The 17587-nt window shown below is 73.3% G+C and carries 22 protein-coding genes; 6 read left to right on the forward strand and 16 right to left on the reverse strand.

Annotated features, from left to right (window positions below; all coding sequences use genetic code 11):
• Positions 1-199: 199 nt before the first annotated feature.
• On the reverse strand, positions 200-1012 hold the full coding sequence (locus UIS43_RS05340; RefSeq protein ID WP_013153369.1) for an alpha/beta fold hydrolase: 813 nt from the start codon (positions 1010-1012) through the stop codon (positions 200-202).
• A gap of 304 nt (positions 1013-1316) precedes the next feature.
• On the opposite strand from UIS43_RS05340, the gene rpsR reads away from it, so the two are divergent.
• From rpsR to UIS43_RS05355, 3 genes are all read left to right on the forward strand, one after another.
• Positions 1317-1574 (forward strand): 30S ribosomal protein S18, encoded by a 258-nt coding sequence (rpsR, locus tag UIS43_RS05345; protein WP_358456398.1) that lies wholly within the window; start codon positions 1317-1319, stop codon positions 1572-1574.
• 181 nt (positions 1575-1755) lie between these two features.
• Positions 1756-2100, forward strand: coding sequence for a hypothetical protein (locus tag UIS43_RS05350; protein ID WP_370012622.1), 345 nt, complete (start codon positions 1756-1758; stop codon positions 2098-2100).
• A 174-nt stretch (positions 2101-2274) separates the two neighbouring features.
• Positions 2275-3015, forward strand: coding sequence for a class I SAM-dependent methyltransferase (locus UIS43_RS05355; RefSeq protein ID WP_013153372.1), 741 nt, complete (start codon positions 2275-2277; stop codon positions 3013-3015).
• Positions 3016-3040: 25 nt separating this feature from the next.
• Here the strand turns inward: UIS43_RS05355 and UIS43_RS05360 are convergent, their stop codons facing one another.
• A complete protein-coding gene (locus UIS43_RS05360; protein ID WP_013153373.1) occupies positions 3041-4090 on the reverse strand; it encodes a LacI family DNA-binding transcriptional regulator in 1050 nt (349 codons plus the stop codon).
• A gap of 148 nt (positions 4091-4238) precedes the next feature.
• Here UIS43_RS05360 and UIS43_RS05365 point away from each other — a divergent pair, with 148 nt between their 5' ends.
• The 3 genes from UIS43_RS05365 to UIS43_RS05375 are packed head-to-tail and all read left to right on the forward strand — an operon-like array spanning position 4239 to position 7425.
• The gene (locus UIS43_RS05365) at positions 4239-5510 is read left to right on the forward strand and encodes an ABC transporter substrate-binding protein (RefSeq protein WP_370012625.1); all 1272 of its coding nucleotides are present in this window, start codon (positions 4239-4241) and stop codon (positions 5508-5510) included.
• On the forward strand, positions 5507-6529 hold the full coding sequence (locus tag UIS43_RS05370) for a carbohydrate ABC transporter permease (RefSeq protein WP_013153375.1): 1023 nt from the start codon (positions 5507-5509) through the stop codon (positions 6527-6529). The genes UIS43_RS05365 and UIS43_RS05370 overlap by 4 nt, the downstream gene beginning before the upstream one ends.
• Positions 6526-7425: a carbohydrate ABC transporter permease gene (locus UIS43_RS05375; protein WP_013153376.1), complete on the forward strand. Its 900-nt coding sequence runs from the start codon at positions 6526-6528 to the stop codon at positions 7423-7425. The genes UIS43_RS05370 and UIS43_RS05375 overlap by 4 nt, the downstream gene beginning before the upstream one ends.
• Before the next feature lie 113 nt (positions 7426-7538).
• Here UIS43_RS05375 and UIS43_RS05380 read toward each other — a convergent pair whose 3' ends face one another.
• The 14 genes from UIS43_RS05380 to UIS43_RS05445 all read right to left on the reverse strand — a co-directional run bounded on the left by UIS43_RS05380 (position 7539) and on the right by UIS43_RS05445 (position 17349).
• Complete coding sequence (locus UIS43_RS05380) at positions 7539-8012, reverse strand: gas vesicle protein K (RefSeq protein WP_117198543.1); 474 nt, start codon at positions 8010-8012, stop codon at positions 7539-7541.
• Positions 8013-8045: 33 nt separating this feature from the next.
• On the reverse strand, positions 8046-8360 hold the full coding sequence (locus UIS43_RS05385; RefSeq protein WP_013153378.1) for a gas vesicle protein: 315 nt from the start codon (positions 8358-8360) through the stop codon (positions 8046-8048).
• Complete coding sequence (locus UIS43_RS05390) at positions 8357-9151, reverse strand: GvpL/GvpF family gas vesicle protein (RefSeq protein WP_013153379.1); 795 nt, start codon at positions 9149-9151, stop codon at positions 8357-8359. The genes UIS43_RS05385 and UIS43_RS05390 overlap by 4 nt, the downstream gene beginning before the upstream one ends.
• A complete protein-coding gene (locus UIS43_RS05395) occupies positions 9138-9581 on the reverse strand; it encodes a gas vesicle protein (RefSeq protein ID WP_013153380.1) in 444 nt (147 codons plus the stop codon). The genes UIS43_RS05390 and UIS43_RS05395 overlap by 14 nt, the downstream gene beginning before the upstream one ends.
• A 101-nt stretch (positions 9582-9682) precedes the next feature.
• Positions 9683-10939, reverse strand: a complete 1257-nt coding sequence (locus UIS43_RS05400) for an SRPBCC family protein (protein ID WP_370012626.1) — start codon at positions 10937-10939, stop codon at positions 9683-9685.
• Entirely contained in the window at positions 10923-11531 is a 609-nt protein-coding gene (locus tag UIS43_RS05405; RefSeq protein WP_370012627.1) for a hypothetical protein, read from the reverse strand. Before UIS43_RS05405 ends, UIS43_RS05400 begins: the two co-directional genes overlap by 17 nt.
• A 20-nt stretch (positions 11532-11551) precedes the next feature.
• Complete coding sequence (locus UIS43_RS05410) at positions 11552-11800, reverse strand: gas vesicle protein GvpG (protein WP_013153383.1); 249 nt, start codon at positions 11798-11800, stop codon at positions 11552-11554.
• Positions 11801-11837: 37 nt separating this feature from the next.
• Positions 11838-12569: a GvpL/GvpF family gas vesicle protein gene (locus tag UIS43_RS05415; protein WP_013153384.1), complete on the reverse strand. Its 732-nt coding sequence runs from the start codon at positions 12567-12569 to the stop codon at positions 11838-11840.
• Positions 12566-12970, reverse strand: a complete 405-nt coding sequence (locus tag UIS43_RS05420; protein ID WP_358170770.1) for a gas vesicle structural protein GvpA — start codon at positions 12968-12970, stop codon at positions 12566-12568. The genes UIS43_RS05415 and UIS43_RS05420 overlap by 4 nt, the downstream gene beginning before the upstream one ends.
• Before the next feature lie 79 nt (positions 12971-13049).
• Complete coding sequence (locus UIS43_RS05425; RefSeq protein ID WP_013153386.1) at positions 13050-13352, reverse strand: gas vesicle protein; 303 nt, start codon at positions 13350-13352, stop codon at positions 13050-13052.
• A 344-nt stretch (positions 13353-13696) separates the two neighbouring features.
• A complete protein-coding gene (locus tag UIS43_RS05430; RefSeq protein ID WP_370012628.1) occupies positions 13697-14533 on the reverse strand; it encodes a ketose-bisphosphate aldolase in 837 nt (278 codons plus the stop codon).
• A complete protein-coding gene (locus UIS43_RS05435) occupies positions 14530-15435 on the reverse strand; it encodes a 1-phosphofructokinase family hexose kinase (RefSeq protein WP_013153388.1) in 906 nt (301 codons plus the stop codon). Before UIS43_RS05435 ends, UIS43_RS05430 begins: the two co-directional genes overlap by 4 nt.
• Positions 15436-15556: 121 nt before the next feature.
• A complete protein-coding gene (locus tag UIS43_RS05440; protein ID WP_013153389.1) occupies positions 15557-16465 on the reverse strand; it encodes an ROK family protein in 909 nt (302 codons plus the stop codon).
• On the reverse strand, positions 16462-17349 hold the full coding sequence (locus UIS43_RS05445; protein WP_013153390.1) for an SIS domain-containing protein: 888 nt from the start codon (positions 17347-17349) through the stop codon (positions 16462-16464). Before UIS43_RS05445 ends, UIS43_RS05440 begins: the two co-directional genes overlap by 4 nt.
• Positions 17350-17587 lie beyond the last annotated feature (238 nt).

A 17587-nucleotide genomic window follows, 5' to 3' on the forward strand; every position in this document is an offset into this window, starting at 1 on the left:
CGCGTTCTCGGGGGGTTTCGACCGCGGAGCCATACCGACATCCCACCACGCCGGAATCCGCCCTCGCCTCCACCCCCTGCGGTGGGACTCGGGACCGCTGGGAGGGTTCCCCCGGCCGCTCGGAGCCGCGCACGGGAGGAGACCCGACACCCCTGACCCCGCCGACGCCCCGCGCAGGAGGAGGCGGATACGACCCCGGTCAGAGGCCCTCGACGCGGGCGAGGAAGCGCAGCAGCCCCGCGTTGAAGGCGCCCGGCCGCTCCATGTTCACGGCGTGCCCGGCCTCGCGCACCACGGCCGCACCGACGCGCGGGTTGGGCTTGGCGGCGGCCGCGGCGTGCTCGGCGGGCCACAGCTCGCTCTCGGCCCCGGCCACGAAAAGGGCGGACACATCCAGCCCGGCGACCGCGTCGCGCCAGTCGCGCCGGGCGTGGTCGCCCAGCAGCTCCAGTTCCGCCGGGGTGAGCCCACGGTCTGTGCCGCGCATCGCGCGCAGCGTCCTGACCAGGCGCACGCCGCGCCGCCACAGGGGCGTGCCGTGCCCGGTGGCGGGGATGCCGTCGGCGAAGTAGGTGTCGGCGTTGCTCTCGTCGTAGCCGTAGAAGCCGTACGGCCAGTCCGCGGTGTTGAGCATCCTCGGCGTCTGGTCCACCGACACCGCGCCCGCCAGGCGGCCGGTGCCGTGCCCGGAGGTGTACGCCCAGACGGTGTTGGCGCCCATGGAGCCGCCGACGAGCACGACGCCCTCCAGGTCCAGCCGCTCCAGGAGGGCGTGGACGCAGTCGCCGCGCCGGTCCATGGTCATGCCCGGGGGCAGGGGCCCCGCGGCGCCGTGGCCGGGCAGGTCCACGGCGAACACCCGGTACCCGGCGTCCGTGAGCGCGGGGACCTGGTGGCGCCAGGAGGTCGCGGGGGCCTTGAACCCGGCCAGGAGCACGACCGGGCGCCCCCGGGAGTCACCGCGTTCGGTGTACTCGACGCCAAGCCCGTCGTCCGTGGTGATCAGTGTCATCGCCCCTCCCGAAATCCGGGGCCATCCTCGCACACGCCCTCGGGTCAGGGGCTCCGAGGCCCGGGAGGTCGCGCGCTCCCCCTCCCGAGCGTGTAGGATTTTAGAAACGATAATCGTTTTCAGTCGCCACGGGCGACGGCGGGGAGGAGGACGCGTGCCCGCGACCCCGTCCCCGCTCCGCCCGGCGGAGGGGACGCGCACGGCCCGTGCGCCCCGGGGCGGCGCCGAGCCGCGGCCGACCCCTCGGGACACAGCACGGGAATGCGAACACCGGCCCCTTCGCGGAGTTCTCAGAAAGGTGGACATGCCCTCTTCAGCACACCGTCCGGGCAAGCGCAAGCCCACGCGGAGTTTCGCCAATCCGCTGGGAGATATGGACTACATCGACTACAAGGACACCGCTCTCCTGCGCAAGTTCATCTCCGAGAAGGGGAAGATCCGCAGCCGCAGGGTCACGCGGGTGACCGCGCGCCAGCAGCGGCTGATCGCGGCGGCGGTCAAGAACGCGCGCGAGATGGCCCTGCTGCCCTACCCGTCCAACACTCCGACGCACAGGCCCTGAGGGCCCGCCGGACCCGTCCGCGGGGTCCCCGGCCCTGGACCGGGACCCCGCGGACGGGCCGTCGCGGTCAGGAGTGGTCGGGAGCGTGCTCGTCCCAGTGGCCCTCGTGCTCGCGGTGCAGGTGACCGTCGTGGACGTAGTCCACGTGGCCCTCGTGCGGCACGGCCACGTGCCCGCACCCGTGACCGTGCTCGTGCGCGTGCCCCTCGTGAACGGCGTGACCCCGCACGGAGCACTCGTCCCAGTGACCGTCGTGACCATGGTGCAGGTGACCGTCGTGGACGTAGTCCACGTGGCCCTGGTGCGGCACCGCGACGTGCCCGCACCCGTGACCGTGCTCGTGCGCGTGCCCCTCGTGAACGGAATGCCGTGCGGCCATCTCTCCCCCTCGAAAAACCAGCAGAAAAAACGGGAACACATCCAGGACTATTCGATCGGCGATCGCGCATCAAGCGCCGCCGGGTCAGCGCACGGAGAATTTATCCGCCTCCCATCGGAATTTCGCGCCAAACCCCCGAAGAAATGATTGTGCTTTTCATTTCCACGGCGACAGGGGCCGCTCCCCGCGCGCACCGAGGACCGACGGGTGCGGGCATCCCCCTTCCACCCGACCCCGGAGACGGGAACTGCTAGGGTTCGGAAATGATTATCATTTCCTCCCTGGCGTCGCGAACGCCCCACCACGGCGAGGAGGCGCGCCATGCCTGAGTACGACGATCCCTACGCCCGCTCCGGGCAGTACCTGGACCCGATGATCGCCGGATGGTGGGAGCACCACCGGGCGGTCCTGTCCGAGGCGCTGGCCTCCCTGCCCGACGGCTCCGGCCCCGTCGTGGACGCCGGGGCGGGCGGCGGCCACGGAACCCGCCTCATCGCCGCGGTCCTGCCCACGGCCCGCGTCCTGGCCGTCGAGCCCTCCCTCCTGCTGCGGACGGTGCTGCTCTCCCGGATCGCCGACGACCCCGCCCTGCGCGGGAGGGTGACCGTGGACGGCGACGACCTGCTCTCGGCACACCTGCCCGACCGGATCGGCGGCATGGTGATGGCCAACCTCATCGGCCACTTCAGCCCCCACGAACGCGACCGCCTGTGGGAGGACCTGGCCCCGCGACTGGCCCCGGGAGCCTTCGTCCTGCTCAACCTCGCCGCCCCGCGGCAGCCCGAACGGGTGGAGCGGGCGCGGATGAGCGAGGTCCGCGTCGGCGCCCGCTCCTACGTCGGCTGGGCCGCCGCCGAGCCCAGCGGCCCCGAGCGGGTCGAGTGGCACATGACCTACGAGACCCACGAGCGGGACCGGGTCCTGGCCCGCGACGAGGTCCGCTACACCTGGTGGACCCTCACCGAGGACGCGCTGCGCGCCGAGACCGCGCCCCACCGCCTGCGGGTCCTGCCCCACGGCCCCGCCGAGGCCGGACTGTACAGAGTCCTCCCGGAGGACTGACCGCGGCCCCGCCCCGCCGCCCGCCTCAGGAGGCGGGCGGCGGGGCACTGCTGCGTCTGACCACCAGGTCGGTGGCCAGGTCCAGGCGCAGGTTGGCGGGGGTGCCGCCGCGCGCCAGGGTGAGCGCCATCCGGGTCGCCTCCTCGGCCATCTCGGTGAGCGGCTGGCGCACGGTGGTCAGCGGCGGCCCCATCCAGCGGGCCACCGGCAGGTCGTCGTAGCCGACCACGCTCAGGTCCTCGGGGATGCGCACGCCCAGCTCGCGGGCGGCCTCGTACAGGCCCATGGCCTGGAGGTCGTTGCCCGCGAAGACGGCCGTGGGCGGGTCGTCCAGCCGGAGCAGCTCCCGGCCCCGGTCGCGCCCGCTCTCGACGTGGAAGTCGCCGTAGCGCACGAGCGCGGGGTCGGCCGTCAGCCCGGCCGAGTCCAGCGCGGAGGCGTAGCCGTCGATGCGGGCCTTGCTGCACAGCACGTGCCGGGGCCCGCCGATGACGCCGATGCGCCGGTGGCCGAGCTCGATGAGGTGGCGGGTGGCGACCAGGCCGCCGTTCCAGTTGGCCGAGCCCACCGAGGGCATGTCCGGGCCCGGGTCCCCCGCCGGGTCCACCACGACGAAGGGGATGCCGCGCGCGGTCAGGCGCGTGCGCTGTTCGGGCGCCAGGTCGGAGAAGACCAGGATCACGGCGGTGGACTGGCGGGCGAGCACGGCGTCGACCCAGTCGTCGCGGGGGGTCTGGGCGCCCCCGGACTCGGTCAGCACGACACTGAGGCCCTCCGAGCGCGCCACGCTCTCCACGCCCCGGATGACCTCGACCGCCCAGGCGCTGTCGAGTTCGTGGAAGACCAGGTCGACCATGGAGGAACGGCCTCCGCCCGGGCCCCGGCGTCGCCGGTAGCCGTGGCGGCGGATCAGCTCCTCCACGCGTGCACGGGTCTCGCTGGCCACGTCGGCGCGTCCGTTCAGCACCTTCGAGACCGTCGGCACCGATACGCCTGCGGCTTCCGCAATTTTCGAGATGGTGACCGGCTCCGAAAGGGTGGTCCGGGCGGAGTCGGGGGTCGGGTCTGCACTCACGACGCCTGATCCTACGCGGTCATGGCAACCCCGCGCGGCTCCGGGTGATCCAGCTCTCATCCTCCTATTGACGCTCGCGGTGACGCCGCGTACATTCGGGCGCAAATATTTCGAAATACTGACCGATAGTTTCGAAAGAGGAGTGGCCATGAGAACCCCCCGCCTGGGCTCCGCCGCCGGAGCGTCGGCGCTCTGCCTGCTCGCCGTCACCGCCTGTTCCGGTGGCGGCGGAGACGACCGCATGCACGTGTGGATGTACCAGGACACCCTGGTCGTGGTGCAGGAGGGCGCCGTCGAGAGGTTCAACGGGGCCTCCGAGACCGAGGCGGTCATCGACGAGGTCCCCGGGGACAGCTACGAGGAGCGCCTGCGCACGGCGATGGGCTCCAGCGAGAAGCCCGACGTGTTCTTCAACTGGGGCGGCGGCAGCATCGAGCCCTACGTCGAGCAGGACATGCTCGTCCCCCTGGACGACATGCTCGCCGAGAACCCCGAGTTCGCCGACTCCTTCATCCCCTCCATCCTGGAGGCGGGCAAGGTCGACGGCGTGCAGTACGGCATCCCCCTGCGCGGCACCCAGCCGGTCATCCTCTTCTACAACGAGACGGTGTTCGAGGAGGCCGGAGCGGAGCCCCCCGAGACCTGGCAGGACATCCTGGACCTGGTCGACACCTTCACCGAGGAGGGCGTCACCCCCTTCGCCCTGGCCGGGGCCGACCCCTGGACCGAACAGATGTGGCTCCAGTACCTCGTGGACCGCATCGGCGGACCGGAGGTGTTCGCGCGCATCGTGGAGGGCGACTCCGAGGGCTGGCGCGACCCCGCCGTGCTGGAGGCCGCCCGGATGGTCCAGGAGCTGGTGGACCAGGGCGCGTTCGGCAACTCCTACGCCTCGGTCAGCTACACCGAGGGCGCGGCCTCGGCGCTGCTGTCCGAGGGCCGGGCCGCCATGCACCTGATGGGCTCGTGGGAGTACTCCACCATCCTGGACCAGAACGAGGAGTTCGCGACGAACGACCTCGGGTACGTGGCGTTCCCGCCGATCGAGGGCGGCGAGGGCGACCCCGCCAACGTGGTCGGCAACCCGACCAACTACTTCTCGGTCTCCGCCGAGACCGAGTACACGGACCAGGCCATGGAGTTCCTGACGTACATGTCCCAGGAGGAGTACGTCGCCGACATGGTGGCGAACGGCGAGGTGCCCACCACCACCAACGCCGAGGAGGTCGTCGCCGACAGCCCCAGTCCGGACTTCGCCACCTTCCAGTACGAGATGGTGCGCGACGCGCCGCACTTCCAGCTCTCGTGGGACCAGGCGCTGCCGCCGGAGGTGGCCACGCCGATGGTCACCGAGATCGAGTCGCTGTTCAACGGTGAGAGCACGCCCGAGCAGTTCGTCGACGCGCTGGCGGCCCTGTGACCGGCCGCACCGACAGCCAGGCGACCGGTGGCACCATGACCGGCGACCCGGCGGCCGGCGGTGCCGGGGCGGGCGGTCCCGCCTCCCCCGGCCCCCGGCCCGGCCTCCCGCGCGGCGGCTCCGCCGCGCGGGGCGCCGCCCCCCGCACGGGGCGGCCCGGTCCGCTGTGGGCGGTGCCCGGCCTGCTGTACTTCGGGCTCTTCGCCGCCCTGCCGATGGTGCTGGTGGCCTACCTGTCCCTGACTTCCTGGGGCGGGCTGGGCTCGCCCCGCTTCATCGGCCTGGAGAACTGGTCGCGCCTGGCGGGCGACCCGCTGATGCGCAACGCCGTGTGGCTGAGCGTGCTGCTGACCGCGCTCTCCTGGATCGTGCAGACCCCCATCAGCCTGCTGCTGGGGGTCTGGGCCGCCGGTCAGCAGCGCAACCGCGCGGTGCTCTCCGCCGTCTTCTTCCTGCCGCTGCTGCTGTCCTCGGCGGCGATCGCCCTCGTCTGGCGGGCCCTGCTGGACCCCAACTTCGGTCCGCTGGCCTGGCTGGGGCCCCGCCTGGGCCTGTCGTCGGTGGACGTGCTGGGCGGTTCCGACAGCGCGTTCCTGGTGATCGTGTTCGTCAGCGCCTGGCAGTTCATCCCGCTGCACATGCTGCTCTACCAGGGCGGCGCCCGGCAGATCCCGGCGACGCTGTACCAGGCGGCCGAGATCGACGGGGCGGGAAGGCTGCGGGCGTTCTGGTACATCACGCTGCCCCAGCTCAGGCACACCATCACCACGTCGTCGGTGCTGATGGTGGTGGGCGCGCTGACCTACTTCGACACCGTGCTCATCATGACCGGGGGCGGGCCCGGCACCAACACCACCATCGTCCCGTACCTGATGTACCAGGCCGGTTTCCAGAGCTGGGAGCTGGGCTACGCCAGCGCCGTCGCGTTCACCCTGGTGGTGACGGCGACGCTGATCGCCCTGCTCCTGGTCCGCTTCACCGGTTTCGGCGACATGCGCAGCACCCGGGAGGGAATGTGACCGCCAGTACGGCCGAGAGGCCCGCCGTCCGGCAGCGCCCCACCGGCCGACGCCCCGCCCTCCCCCGGCGGCGGCCGGGCCGCCGGCGCCCCAACGTCCTGGCCGGGCTGGGCGCCCTGGTGTGGCTGGCCGTCGTGGGGGTGCCGCTGTACGCGCTGCTCGTGGCCACGGTGCAGCGCTCCGAGAACTACACCTCCGCGGGGCCGCTCACCCCGCCCGCGGACCCGACCCTGGGCAACTACGTCAAGGCGATCGAGAACGGGGTGCTGGGCTTCGTGCTCAACACCGCGATCGTCACCGTCGCGGTGGTGGCGATCGTGCTGGTGCTCGCCTCCATGACCGGGTTCGCCGTGGTGCGCTCGCGCACCCGGTGGACCACGGGGGTGTTCCGGATGTTCCTGCTGGGGCTGGCGATCCCGTCCCAGGCGGTGATCATCCCGGTGTACCTGATCATCATCGAACTGGGGCTCTACGACACCCTGACCGCCATCGTGCTGCCCACGGCGGCGTTCGCGCTGCCGGTGTGCGTGCTGATCCTGGTGGGGTCGATGCGCGACATCTCCGAGGAGCTGTACGAGGCCATGGCCCTGGACGGCGCGGGCCCGGTGCGCACCTTCCTCCAGCTGGTGGTGCCGATGTCGCGGTCGGGGCTGAGCACCATCGGCGTGTACGCCGCGCTCCAGGCCTGGAACGGGTTCCTGTTCCCGCTGATCCTCACCCAGTCGGCGGACAACCGGCTGATCACCATGGGCCTGTTCGAGTTCCAGGGCGAGTACCGCGTGGACGTGCCCGGCATGCTGGCCGCGGTCGTGCTGGCGACCCTGCCGCTCTTCCTCGTGTACCTCTTCGCGCGCCGCTCCCTGGTGCGCGGCATGATGGGGGTCGGTGGAAAGTAGCCCCGGGCCACTCCACTCCCGCCCGGCGGCCGAGGCCGCGCGAGGCCCCTCCCCCCGGTGCCCGTCCTCTGTCAGGGCCTTCGCCCTGAGGCGGGCACCGGGGGCACCTTCGCCTACTCCCCGTTTCTGGGCAGCAGGGACCCCAGCGGGCCCAGGTCCAGGTTGAGGTCGGCGGCGGAGAGCCCGTAGCGCTCGCGCAGCTCGGTCATGCGCTCCTCCAGCAGCATCAGCGTCATGCCGATGCGCTCCTCCTGGTCCTCGGTGAGGTCGCCCTGGTCCACGCGCCGCAGGGCCTGGCGCTCCATGAGCTGGCGCACCAGCTCCACCACGGTGAGCACCAGCTTGATCAGGTCGCGCTCGACCGTGTCGGGCTCGGTCTCGATCCGGTGGCGCAGCCGCTGCCGTTCGGGGCCCGCAGGCCCCCCGCCGGCCCGGTCCGGGTCCGCCGTCTCGTCCAGGGCGTCCTGGAGCCGTCCCAGGATGCCGTTCCCGCCTCCCGGAACCGTGTCGGCGTCGGCCACGCGCACGGGCGTCGGCCCCTCGGGGCTCTGCGCCGCGCGGAGCGGGTTCCCGTTCACCTCTGGCATACCGCCTCCTTCCCCCTCCCCCGGGGCCGGTCCTCACTCCTGGCGGATCCATCCGCTCAGGGGGTGACCGTGCTCCCAGGGCGAGGGCACGTTCTCGTTGATCGACGACACCAGGGCGTGCAGGGAGACCCGGACCAGGTCCACGTCGGCGATGGAGACGGTCAGGTCCCCCGAGACGACCACCCCCTTGGCCAGGACCCGGTCGAGCAGGTCCACCAGGGAGATCTCCCGGTTGGCCAGGGGGTGGTCCTCGTCCAGCATCGTGGTCAGGGAGTGGGCCTGGCCGGGGAAGCCGCCGGTGCCGGGCGGGCCGTTCCCGGCGGGGCCGGATCCGTTCACCGTGCTCACGCGCCCGCCTCCGCCGCTCGGGGGGAGGAGAAGGAGTAGGGGGCCCACGGCCCGGAGGCCTCGATCCTGGTGCCCTCCGGCGCGCGGGAGTTCAGCTCGTCCACCGCCGCGAGGAACTCCGCCACCCGCTCCCCGTCCACGAGGTAGGCGTTGTTCATGACGTTCTCGCCGGAGGCCTCCGACAGCGCGGCGTTCTGCGTCTGGTGCTGGGCGCGCGCCCGGGCCATCGCGCCCAGGACCCCGTCGGCCCGCTCGCACAGCGCGGAGGCCCGCTGCCAGGTGTCGTCGCGGCGGTCGCGCTGCTCCCTGCGCCTGCGCAGGTAGGCCTTGCCCGGGCTCTCGTCGGCGGGGGTCCGCGGCTCGGGCTGCGCGGCGGTGCGCGCGCCCGCCTCGGCGTAGACCTTCACGCCGACCTCGACCCGGTCCACGAGTTCGTCCAGGGTCGCCGCGAAGGCTTGCGCGTTCTCGCGCAGGACCTGGCGGACCCGTTCGTCCCCGCGGTAGACGGTGGCCAGCCGCAGCGGCAGGGCCACGGACCGCAGGGCCACCGCGTCCACGACGCCGTGGTGGGCGCGGGCCACCTCCTCCAGCCAGCGCAGGTCCTCCAGCTTGGCGTGGAGCGCCCGCTCGTCGAACTCGTCCAGGGGGACGGTGCTGACCGCGGCGGCCAGGTCGCCCTCGACGACGAGGTGGACGGGGTGGCCGCCCACGCCCGTCATGCCGTCGGTGGTCGCCGGGCCGAAGGGGCGGCACACCGCGTAGACGTAGCTCGCCTGCTCAGGCCGTTCCATGGTCGCCCTCCTCCCGGGCGCCGGAGCCCTCCGCGGCCGGGGTCCCGGAGCCCTCCTCGGCGAGGGGGTCCGCCTCGGCCGCGGTGACCTGCGCGGTGCGGTGCTCCTCCAGGGCCTCGATGCGCTCGCGCAGGCGCCTGTTCTCCTCGGCCAGCTCGTCGTCCTCGCGCCGCGAGGCGCGGGAGGACAGGGCCGGGTCGTGCTCCCACCAGTCGATGCCCATCTCCTTGGCCTTGTCCACCGAGGCGACGAGCAGCCGGAGCTTGACGGTGAGGAGTTCGATGTCCAGCAGGTTGATCTTGATGTCGCCCGCGATCACGACGCCCTTGTCGAGAACGCGTTCGAGTACGTCGGCGAGGTTGGCGGAGGAGGATCCGCCCGAGGAGCGGATCTGCCTCGGCTCGCCCCGCCAGGGCGTGGGTTCACTCATGCGTACCAGTTCCCTCCCGGTCCCGCGGAGCCGTCGCGGCCACGGGTCACGCGCGCACCGCCGTCGCGGCACCGGTCCGCGGGGCGGAGGCGGCCCCCGGCTCAGGAGCGCCCGTCGGCGGGCCGCTCCTCCTCGTCGGGGTACTCGCCCTCCTCTGCTTCCAGGTCCTGCTCGTCCGCCTCATCAGCGTCCTGGCCCTCAGCCTCGTCATCGAGGAACTCCTCCTCTTCCTCTTCTTCCTCTTCGCCCTCGGGCTCTTCCTCAAGCTCTTCGTCGTCCGCGGCCTCGGGCTCCTCCTCGAACCCGTCCTCGGGCTCGTCGTCGAAGATCCGGTCCTCGGGCTCGGCGTCCGCGGCCTCCGCGCTCCCGTCGTCGAGGTCGGCGAGCTCCGCCCGCTCCTCGGGGTCCAGGTCGGCGAGTTCGGCCCGCTCGTCGGGGTCCAGCTCCTCCAGCTCGGCCCACTGCTCCTCGGTGAGGTCCGCCTCCTCCAGGGCGACGGCGTCGTCGTGGGAGAGGACGACCTCGCCCTCGCGGACCTCGCCGCGCCAGCCGCGGAGTTCGGCCGCCTCGTCCCGGGGCAGCATCATGACCTGGCGCCGGTAGTGCTTGAGGTCCAGGCGCAGGCGTCTGCCCTGGGCCCGCCAGATGTTGCCCGTGCGCTCGAAGAGGCCCTTGGGGTAGTACTCCACCACCAGCAGGACGCGGGTGAGGTTCTCCCCCAGGGGGTGGAAGGTCACGACGCCCTTCATGGTGCCCTTGGCGGCCTCGGTCGACCAGGCGATCCGCTGGTCCTGGACCTGCTCGGTGACCTCGGCGCTCCAGCTGCGGCTGGACCAGAAGACCTTGCCCCTCCAGTGGGAGGAGGTGTCCCCGGTGCGCTCCGCGCTCTGCACGCCCTTGGCGAAGGAGCCGAAGTCGGGGAAGCGGGTCCACTGGTTGTAGGCCACGCGGACCGGAACGCCCACGTCGACGTCCTCGACGATGTTGACCATCTTGCCGGGCTTGCCGCCCCCTCCGGAGGAACCCGTGCCCAGGCCCTGGCCGACCTTGTCCTTGAGGCCCTTCCTGGCCTTGTCCTTGAGGCCCTTGGCCCCGCCGGTGACCACGGCGTTGACCGGGTTCTTGCCCTGGGCGAGCTTGCCGCCGACCCCGGCCGCGACGGGGGCGGCTGAGGCGCCCTCACTGGTGAGGCGCTCCACCGTGGCCCCGAGCCTGCAGGCCGCGCCGTGCACCACGCTGGTGGCCTTGGCGCTGAGGTAGTCCTGGAGGGCGTCGGCGAGCTTGGAGGTGCCCTCGTTCCTGTCGGCGGCCGACCGCAGCCGGGCCAGCGGCCCCCGGGAGTCAGTCGTCGCGGCCATCGTCGCCCCCCTTTCCGCCGGTGCCCGAGGCGCGCTTGCGCCGGGCGGGTTTGGCGGAGGCCGAGGCGCGCTTGGCGGTGCCCTTGGTCCGGGCGGCGGTGCCCGAGGCGGCGCCCCGGGACGCCTTCGCGGCCTTGGGCCTGGTCCGGCGCTCGGGGGCGGAGTCCCCGCCCGGCTCGCCACGGGCCTCGGCGTCGCCGTCGTCCCGGGTCTCGTCCGCGTCCTCGACGGCCTCGTCCCGCGCGGCGCCGTCCTCGTCGGAGCCGGAGGCGGCCCCGGCCGCGCCCTCGCGCAGGCGTTCGGTGCGGCTGTTGAGGGAGTCGGCCAGGCCGCCCGCCCACTTGCCGGCGATGTTGCCCGCCGCGGTCCTGCCGACGTTGAGCAGCTGCTCGCGGGACTGGCCCTTGAGCTCACCCACCACCGGGAGCGCGGAGACCTCCTTGAGCAGCCCCTGGGCGAGCTGTCCGGGTTTGATGTCGAGCTTCTTGGCCCCCAGGTAGAGGCCCAGCCCCAGGGCCAGCTTGAACTTCTTCCTCCGGCCCAGGACGTAGCCGCCCACTGCGGCGGCCACGATCTTCGCCGTGTCCCCCACGGGATCTCACCTCGATATCGCTATAGAAGACCTTGTTGGTACCGCTCGGCTTCCTCCAGCTGGTCCAGCAGTTCGTCCTCCGCCTGGTCGAACTCGCTCTCGGACAGCTCTCCGGCGTCGAGGCGCTCGGACAGTTCCGCCAGCTGCTGTCGGATGCGTGAGGGGTCGTACAGCTCCCGCTCCGCCGCGTCCAGGACCTGGCGCGCCGTCCAGTCGACGAACCGGACAGGCGCGGCGGGAGCGGTGAGGATCATGCTGAGGAGGCCCATGCCCCTGACTCCTGTTCGGTGTCCCCGCCCGGCGGGGTCACTGTTGGGGGGACGCCACGAAGCTGTAGGGCGGCAGGGGTCCGTTGACGCGGACCTCCATGTAGGAGGCCAGTTCCTGTTGGACCCGGGCCGCCTCGCGCAGGAAGTCCCCGGTGCGGTCCCGGTGCACGAGGAAGGAGGCGTTGGCCAGGCCGCCGTCCACGGCGGGCCAGGCGGACACGCGCTCGGCCAGTCCTTCCAGGGGCTTCAGGACGGCCTCGGCGTCACGGCGCCTCAGCTCCTCCACCGCCTGGGAGACCTGCTCCCCGAAGGCCATCCGTTCGGCGGGGGTGCCTCCCCCGGCCGCCTTGAGCTCCTCGTTGCGGGCCCGCAGCCCCTCGTCGGCGCGCAGCACGGCGCGCAGGGCGGCCTCCTCGTTGTGGCTGGCCTTGACGTTGAACTCCACCCGGCCCTGGAGCTGGTCCAGGAGCACGGAGTAGTGGTCGGCGAAGCGGGCCAGCTCGGCGGCGACCGCGTCGTCGTCCTCGCTCACCGCGCCGAAGCGCAGGGGCAGGACGCCGCGGGCCTGGGCCAGGTCCTGGAGCACGTTCTGGTGCGCCTCCAGGTCGCGCCGCTTGGCGCGCAGGCCCTCGGGGGCGTCGCTGACCGCGGCGGCCACGCCGTAGGCGCGGACGAAGCGCACCGGCGCCGCGTCCTGGCCAACCCCGGACAGTTTGACGCCGTCGAGGGACTCGTCGTCGCGGACGATCCCGTAGACGTAGGTGCTCACTCCTCGCCCTCCTTCTTGGCGGAGGAGCGCCGGCGGGCGCGCGCGGGCTGCTTCTCCTGTTCGTCGGACTGTCCCTTGGAGAAGGACTCGGAGATGGCCTCGGCCGCACCGGAGAGCGCGCCCTTGGACTTGCTGCGCGCGCCCTTCTCCATGCCGCTGTCGAGCAGGTCGGGGAGTCCGGCCCCGCCGCTGCTGGTCAGGTCGAGGCGGTTGCACGCCTCGGCGAAGCGCAGGTAGGTGTCGACGCTGGCGACCACGATGCGCACGTCGACGGTGAGGAGTTCGATGCCCACGAGGGAGACCCTGGCGAACACGTCGATCACCAGTCCCTTGTCGAGGATGAGATCGAGGATCTCGTAGAGGTTGCCGGAGCTGCGGCCGCCTCCGGATGACTGCTGCATCACCGTCATCGGAATCATGCTCCTTTCGTCGGTGAGGTTGTGGGGGGCAGGCTCCCCGTCCGCCCGGGGTCGGCCGGGCTCAGCCGTCGGAGCGACCGCGGGTGTAGCGCTTGCCGCGCTTGTACCCCTCGATCTCCCCGTCGGCGTCGAGTTCCACGGAATACGTGGCCAGCAGGCTCACCGTGTCCGGAACCCGGCGCAGTTCGAGTACTTCGAGGGTCAGGTCCCAGCCGTCTCCGGATCGTTGGAACCCGGAGACGCCCTCGACCTCCAGCCCGGTCACTTCCTCGAACTGCTCCTGGGCCTCGCGCAGACGCTGCATCATCGTCTTGCGTCGTCCCTCGCGCGGAGGGGAACCGTCGTCCTTGCTGTCCTGACTCATGGATCTCCTGGCCGTCGGCCATTATCCGAATTTCTCTTGCCATGCCCTTGGCTTGACCCACTACCGAGAAAGACCGGGACAAAACCTCCCCGAGGTCAAGGCGGGGGAAAACGGGCCGGCCGGGAACGCCCGGGCCGGGGAACCAGGGGAACGCGGGAACGCCCGGGGAACTCGGGGACGCGGGGGCTCCGCGTGTTCCACGGGTCGCGGGAAAGCGGGGATACGGGAGGGTCTCCAGGCGCCCCGGCCCCGGAAAACGCGGCACGGGAAAACTCCCGCGGGAATGTTCAGGACCGCAACCTCTTAACAGGAAAGGAAAACCGCGCTGCGACGCCGAAGGCTCCTCACCCCGCGCGCAGGAGGCGGAGCAGGGCGTGCGCCTCGTCCGCCAGCGCGTCACGGCACGGAGCCAGGTACGCCCGCGGATCGGTCAGGTCGGGCCGTTCGTCGAGCCGCGCGCGCAGCGCCCCGGAGAAGGCGTCGTTGAGCCGCGTGGCGATGTTGACCTTGGTCATGCCGCTGTCCACCGCCTTGGCCAGGTCGGCGTCGGCGACCCCCGACGACCCGTGCAGCACCAGCGGCACGGGGACCGCCCGGTTCAGGCGGCCGATGAGCTCGTGGTCCACCCGGGCGTCGCGGGTGCGCATCGCGTGCGAGGTGCCGACCGCGACGGCCAGCGAGTCCACCCCGGTCGCGCGGACGAACTCCGCCGCCTCCTCGGGCCGGGTGCGCGCGCCCGGGGCGTGGACGCCGTCCTTGCCGCCGACCTCGCCGAGTTCGGCCTCCACCGCGACGCCGCGGGCGTGGCAGTAGCCGACCACCGCGCGGGTGGCCGCGACGTTGTCCTCGTAGTCCAGCGCGGAGGCGTCGAACATGACGCTGGTGACGCCCAGCTCGATCGCCTCGCGTACGAGCGGGACGTCGGTGGCGTGGTCGAGGTGGACGGCGGTCGGCACGGCCGCCTCGCGGGCGGCGGCGAGCGTGGCCAGCGCGAGGGGGGCCAGCGCCCCGTGGTAGCGCACGCAGTTCTGGCTGATCTGGAGGACGACGGGGGCCGCGGCGCGCTCGGCTCCGGCGATCAGCGCCTCGACGTGCTCCAACAGGACGACGTTGAAGGCGCCGACGCCCCCGCGTCGGGCGACGGCCCGCTCCAGCAGCGTGGTGATCCCAACGAGTGTCATGCGTACTCCTCGACGTGCACGGTGGGCAGGAACGCGCGGTAGGCCCGCGGGTCGGCCTCTCCCGCGGTGGGGGCGAGCACGGCGGCGGCGCCGAGCGCGGCGGCGCGGGCCAGGGTCCGGGGCCAGGGGTCGGCGGCGGCCGTGCCCAGGGCTATCGCGGCGGCCGCCGCGTCCCCGGCTCCGGTCGGGTTGCCGGTCACGCCCGGGACCGCGCCCGCCCGCCACCCCCGGTCGCCGTGGAAGGCCAGCAGGCCCCGGCTCCCGAGGGAGACGACCACGCTGCGGGCCCCGGCCCGCAGCAGTTGGCGGGCGGCGTCGGCGCCGCATCCGCCGGTGGTGGCGCGCAGCTCGTCCGCGTTCGGTTTGACCACCGCGGCCCCGGCCGCCGCCGCGGCCAGCAGCGCCGGGCCGGTGGCGTCGACGACGGCGGGAACGCGCGCCCGCGCGGCGACGCGCACCAGTTCCGCGTACAGGTCGTCCGGTGCGCCCGGGGGCAGGCTGCCGGAGAGCACGAGCGCGCGGGCGCCGGTCAGCGCGTCGCGCACCGCCTCCGTCAGCGCGGCCCGTTCCCGGGCGCTCAGCGGCGGGCCCGGTTCGTTGAGGACCGTGGTGTCGGTGCCCACGACGGTCAGGGTGCGCCGGGTCGTGCCCTCGATGGGCACCACCCGCAGACGGTGCCCGTCCCCGGTCAGGGCGCGGGCGATCCACCGGCCGGTCGGTCCGCCGAGGGGGGCGACCGCGAGCGTGGGCTCGCCGAGCCCGCGCAGGACCCGGGACACGTTGAGGCCCTTGCCGCCCGGGCGCTCCCACACGCGCGAGACCCGCAGGGAGCGGCCCGGTACGAGGGCGTCGACCTCGTAGGTCGTATCGACGGCGGGGTTGGCGGTGACGGTGACGATCACGTGCTCCTCCCGGAGGCCGCAGGTGTGCGGCGGTCGCGGCCGCGGACGGCCCGGGGTGTGCGGTCGCGGCCGGGGAAGACCCGGGGCTCGGTCCGGGCGCGGTCACGGTCGCCGGTCGTGTTCACGGGCGCTCCAGCAGTTCCCGGGCCAGCAGCGCCGCGCCCAGGCACCCGGCCTCGTCGCCCAGCGCGGCGGGGACCACGTCCGGACGCCGGTGGAAGGTCAGGCGGGCTTCGAGCCGTTCGCGCAGCGGGGCGAGCAGCAGTTCGCCGGACCGGGCCAGACCGCCGCCGACCACGATGACCCGCGGGGCGAGCACGGCGCTGATCCAGGAGAGGCCGAGCGCCAGGGCGTCCACGGCCTCGTCCCACACCCGCCTGGCGTCGGGGTCGCCCCGTACGAGGAGGTCGGCCACCTCACGGGCCTCCCGGGTGGGCCGCCCCGTGCGCTCGGCGTAGCGGCGGGCGATGGCCGCGGCCGAGGCGATCGCCTCCAGGCACCCGGTGGCGCCGCAGGCGCACGGCCCGCCGTGGCCCACGTCCACGTGTCCCATCTCGCCCGCGAAGCCGCCCGCGGTGTGCGCCCGCCCGCCCAGGAGCAGGGCCGCCGACAGGCCGGTGCCGATGGGGACGAAGACGGCGTCCTCGTGGCCGCGCGCGGCGCCGAGCCGCTGTTCGGCCAGGCCTCCGGCGGCCACGTCGTGCCCGAGGGCGACGGGCAGCCCGCAGCGCTCGGCGAGCCGGTCGCGTACCGGCACGTCGCGCCAGAGGAGGTTCTCCGACCACACCGCCACCCCGCGCCCGACGTCGACGATGCCGGGGACGACCGCCCCGACCGCCGCGACCGGGGCGTCCCGGGACGCGGAGCGCAGCTCCCCGACGAGGGCGGCGGCGGTGTCGATCACGGCCTCGGCGACGCGGGGTCCCGTGGGCGTGGGCGTCCTGCGGGCGAGGAGCACCCTGTGGTCGGCGTCCACGAGGGCCGCCTTGGTCAGGGTTCCGCCGACGTCGACGGCGACGACGGCGCTCACGTCGGCTCGTCCGCGAGGACGACCGAACGGGTGAGGTTGCGGGGCCGGTCCGCGTCGAGCCGCCGCCGTTCGGCGAGGGCGACGGCCAGGCGCTGGGCCACGACGAGGTCGGCCAGAGGATCCAGGTCGCTGGCGCGGAAGGCGGCGCCGGTGGCCTCGACCTCGGCGGCCAGGCCCGCGGGCGGCTCGCCGAAGGACCACACGAGCCGTCCCGGCTCGGCGATGGTGAGGGGGCCGTGGCGGTACTCCATCGCCGGGTAGGCCTCCGTCCACATCCGCGCCGCCTCACGCGACTTCAACGCCGCCTCGTGTGCCAGGCCCACCGTCCACCCCCGGCCGAGGAAGGTGATCTGTTCGGCGCGGACCAGGGGGTCCAGCGGGGCCTCCAGGGCCCGCTCGCCGTCGCGGGCGAAGCGCTCGACGTCGTGGCCCAGGTGGGCGCGCAGCAGGGCGAGCGCCGTCGTGGCGTAGCGGGTCTGCACCACCGACCTCTCGTCGGCGAAGTCCAGCACCACGCTCAGGTCGGCGAGTTCGGTGACCGGCGAGCCGGGCACGGCGGTGATCACGGTGGTGGGCACGTCCCGGGCCGCCCTGAGCAGGTCCGTGACCTCGGTCGTCGTGCCGGAGCGGCTGATGGCCACGACGCGGTCGTAGGAGCGGCCGGGCGGCACCTCCGAACCCGGGAACGCGTCGGTCCCGCCCTGCCCGGCCCGCTCGCGCAGGGCGGCGTAGGACATCGCGACGAACCAGGACGTGCCGCAGCCGACGACGGCCGTGCGCTCCCCCGGACGCGGCAGCGCGGGTTCGGCAGACGCCAGCGCGTCCGCGACGCGCCGCCAGCACTGCGGCTGGCTGGCGATCTCCGCGGTGACATGGGTGTTCATCTAGGATCTCCCTTGCTGGCTGCGGGGCCCTCGCGCCCGCCGCGGGGAGCGGCCCGGCGCCCTCGTCCGGACGCCGGATCCCCGTCCCCGCCCGCGGCCCCGTTCGCGGTGTGTCCCGCCGTGCGCCCCGCTGCCGGGTCGGGTAGGAGTGCTGTGACGGCCCGTCCTCCGCGTGCGGTGCGCGACGACGCGCACGAAGCATCGTTAGCCTGATTGTTTTTGATCGATATAGTCGGTT

The sequence above is a fragment of the Nocardiopsis sp. LDBS0036 genome (assembly GCF_041228755.1).
GTDB lineage: Bacteria > Actinomycetota > Actinomycetes > Streptosporangiales > Streptosporangiaceae > Nocardiopsis > Nocardiopsis dassonvillei.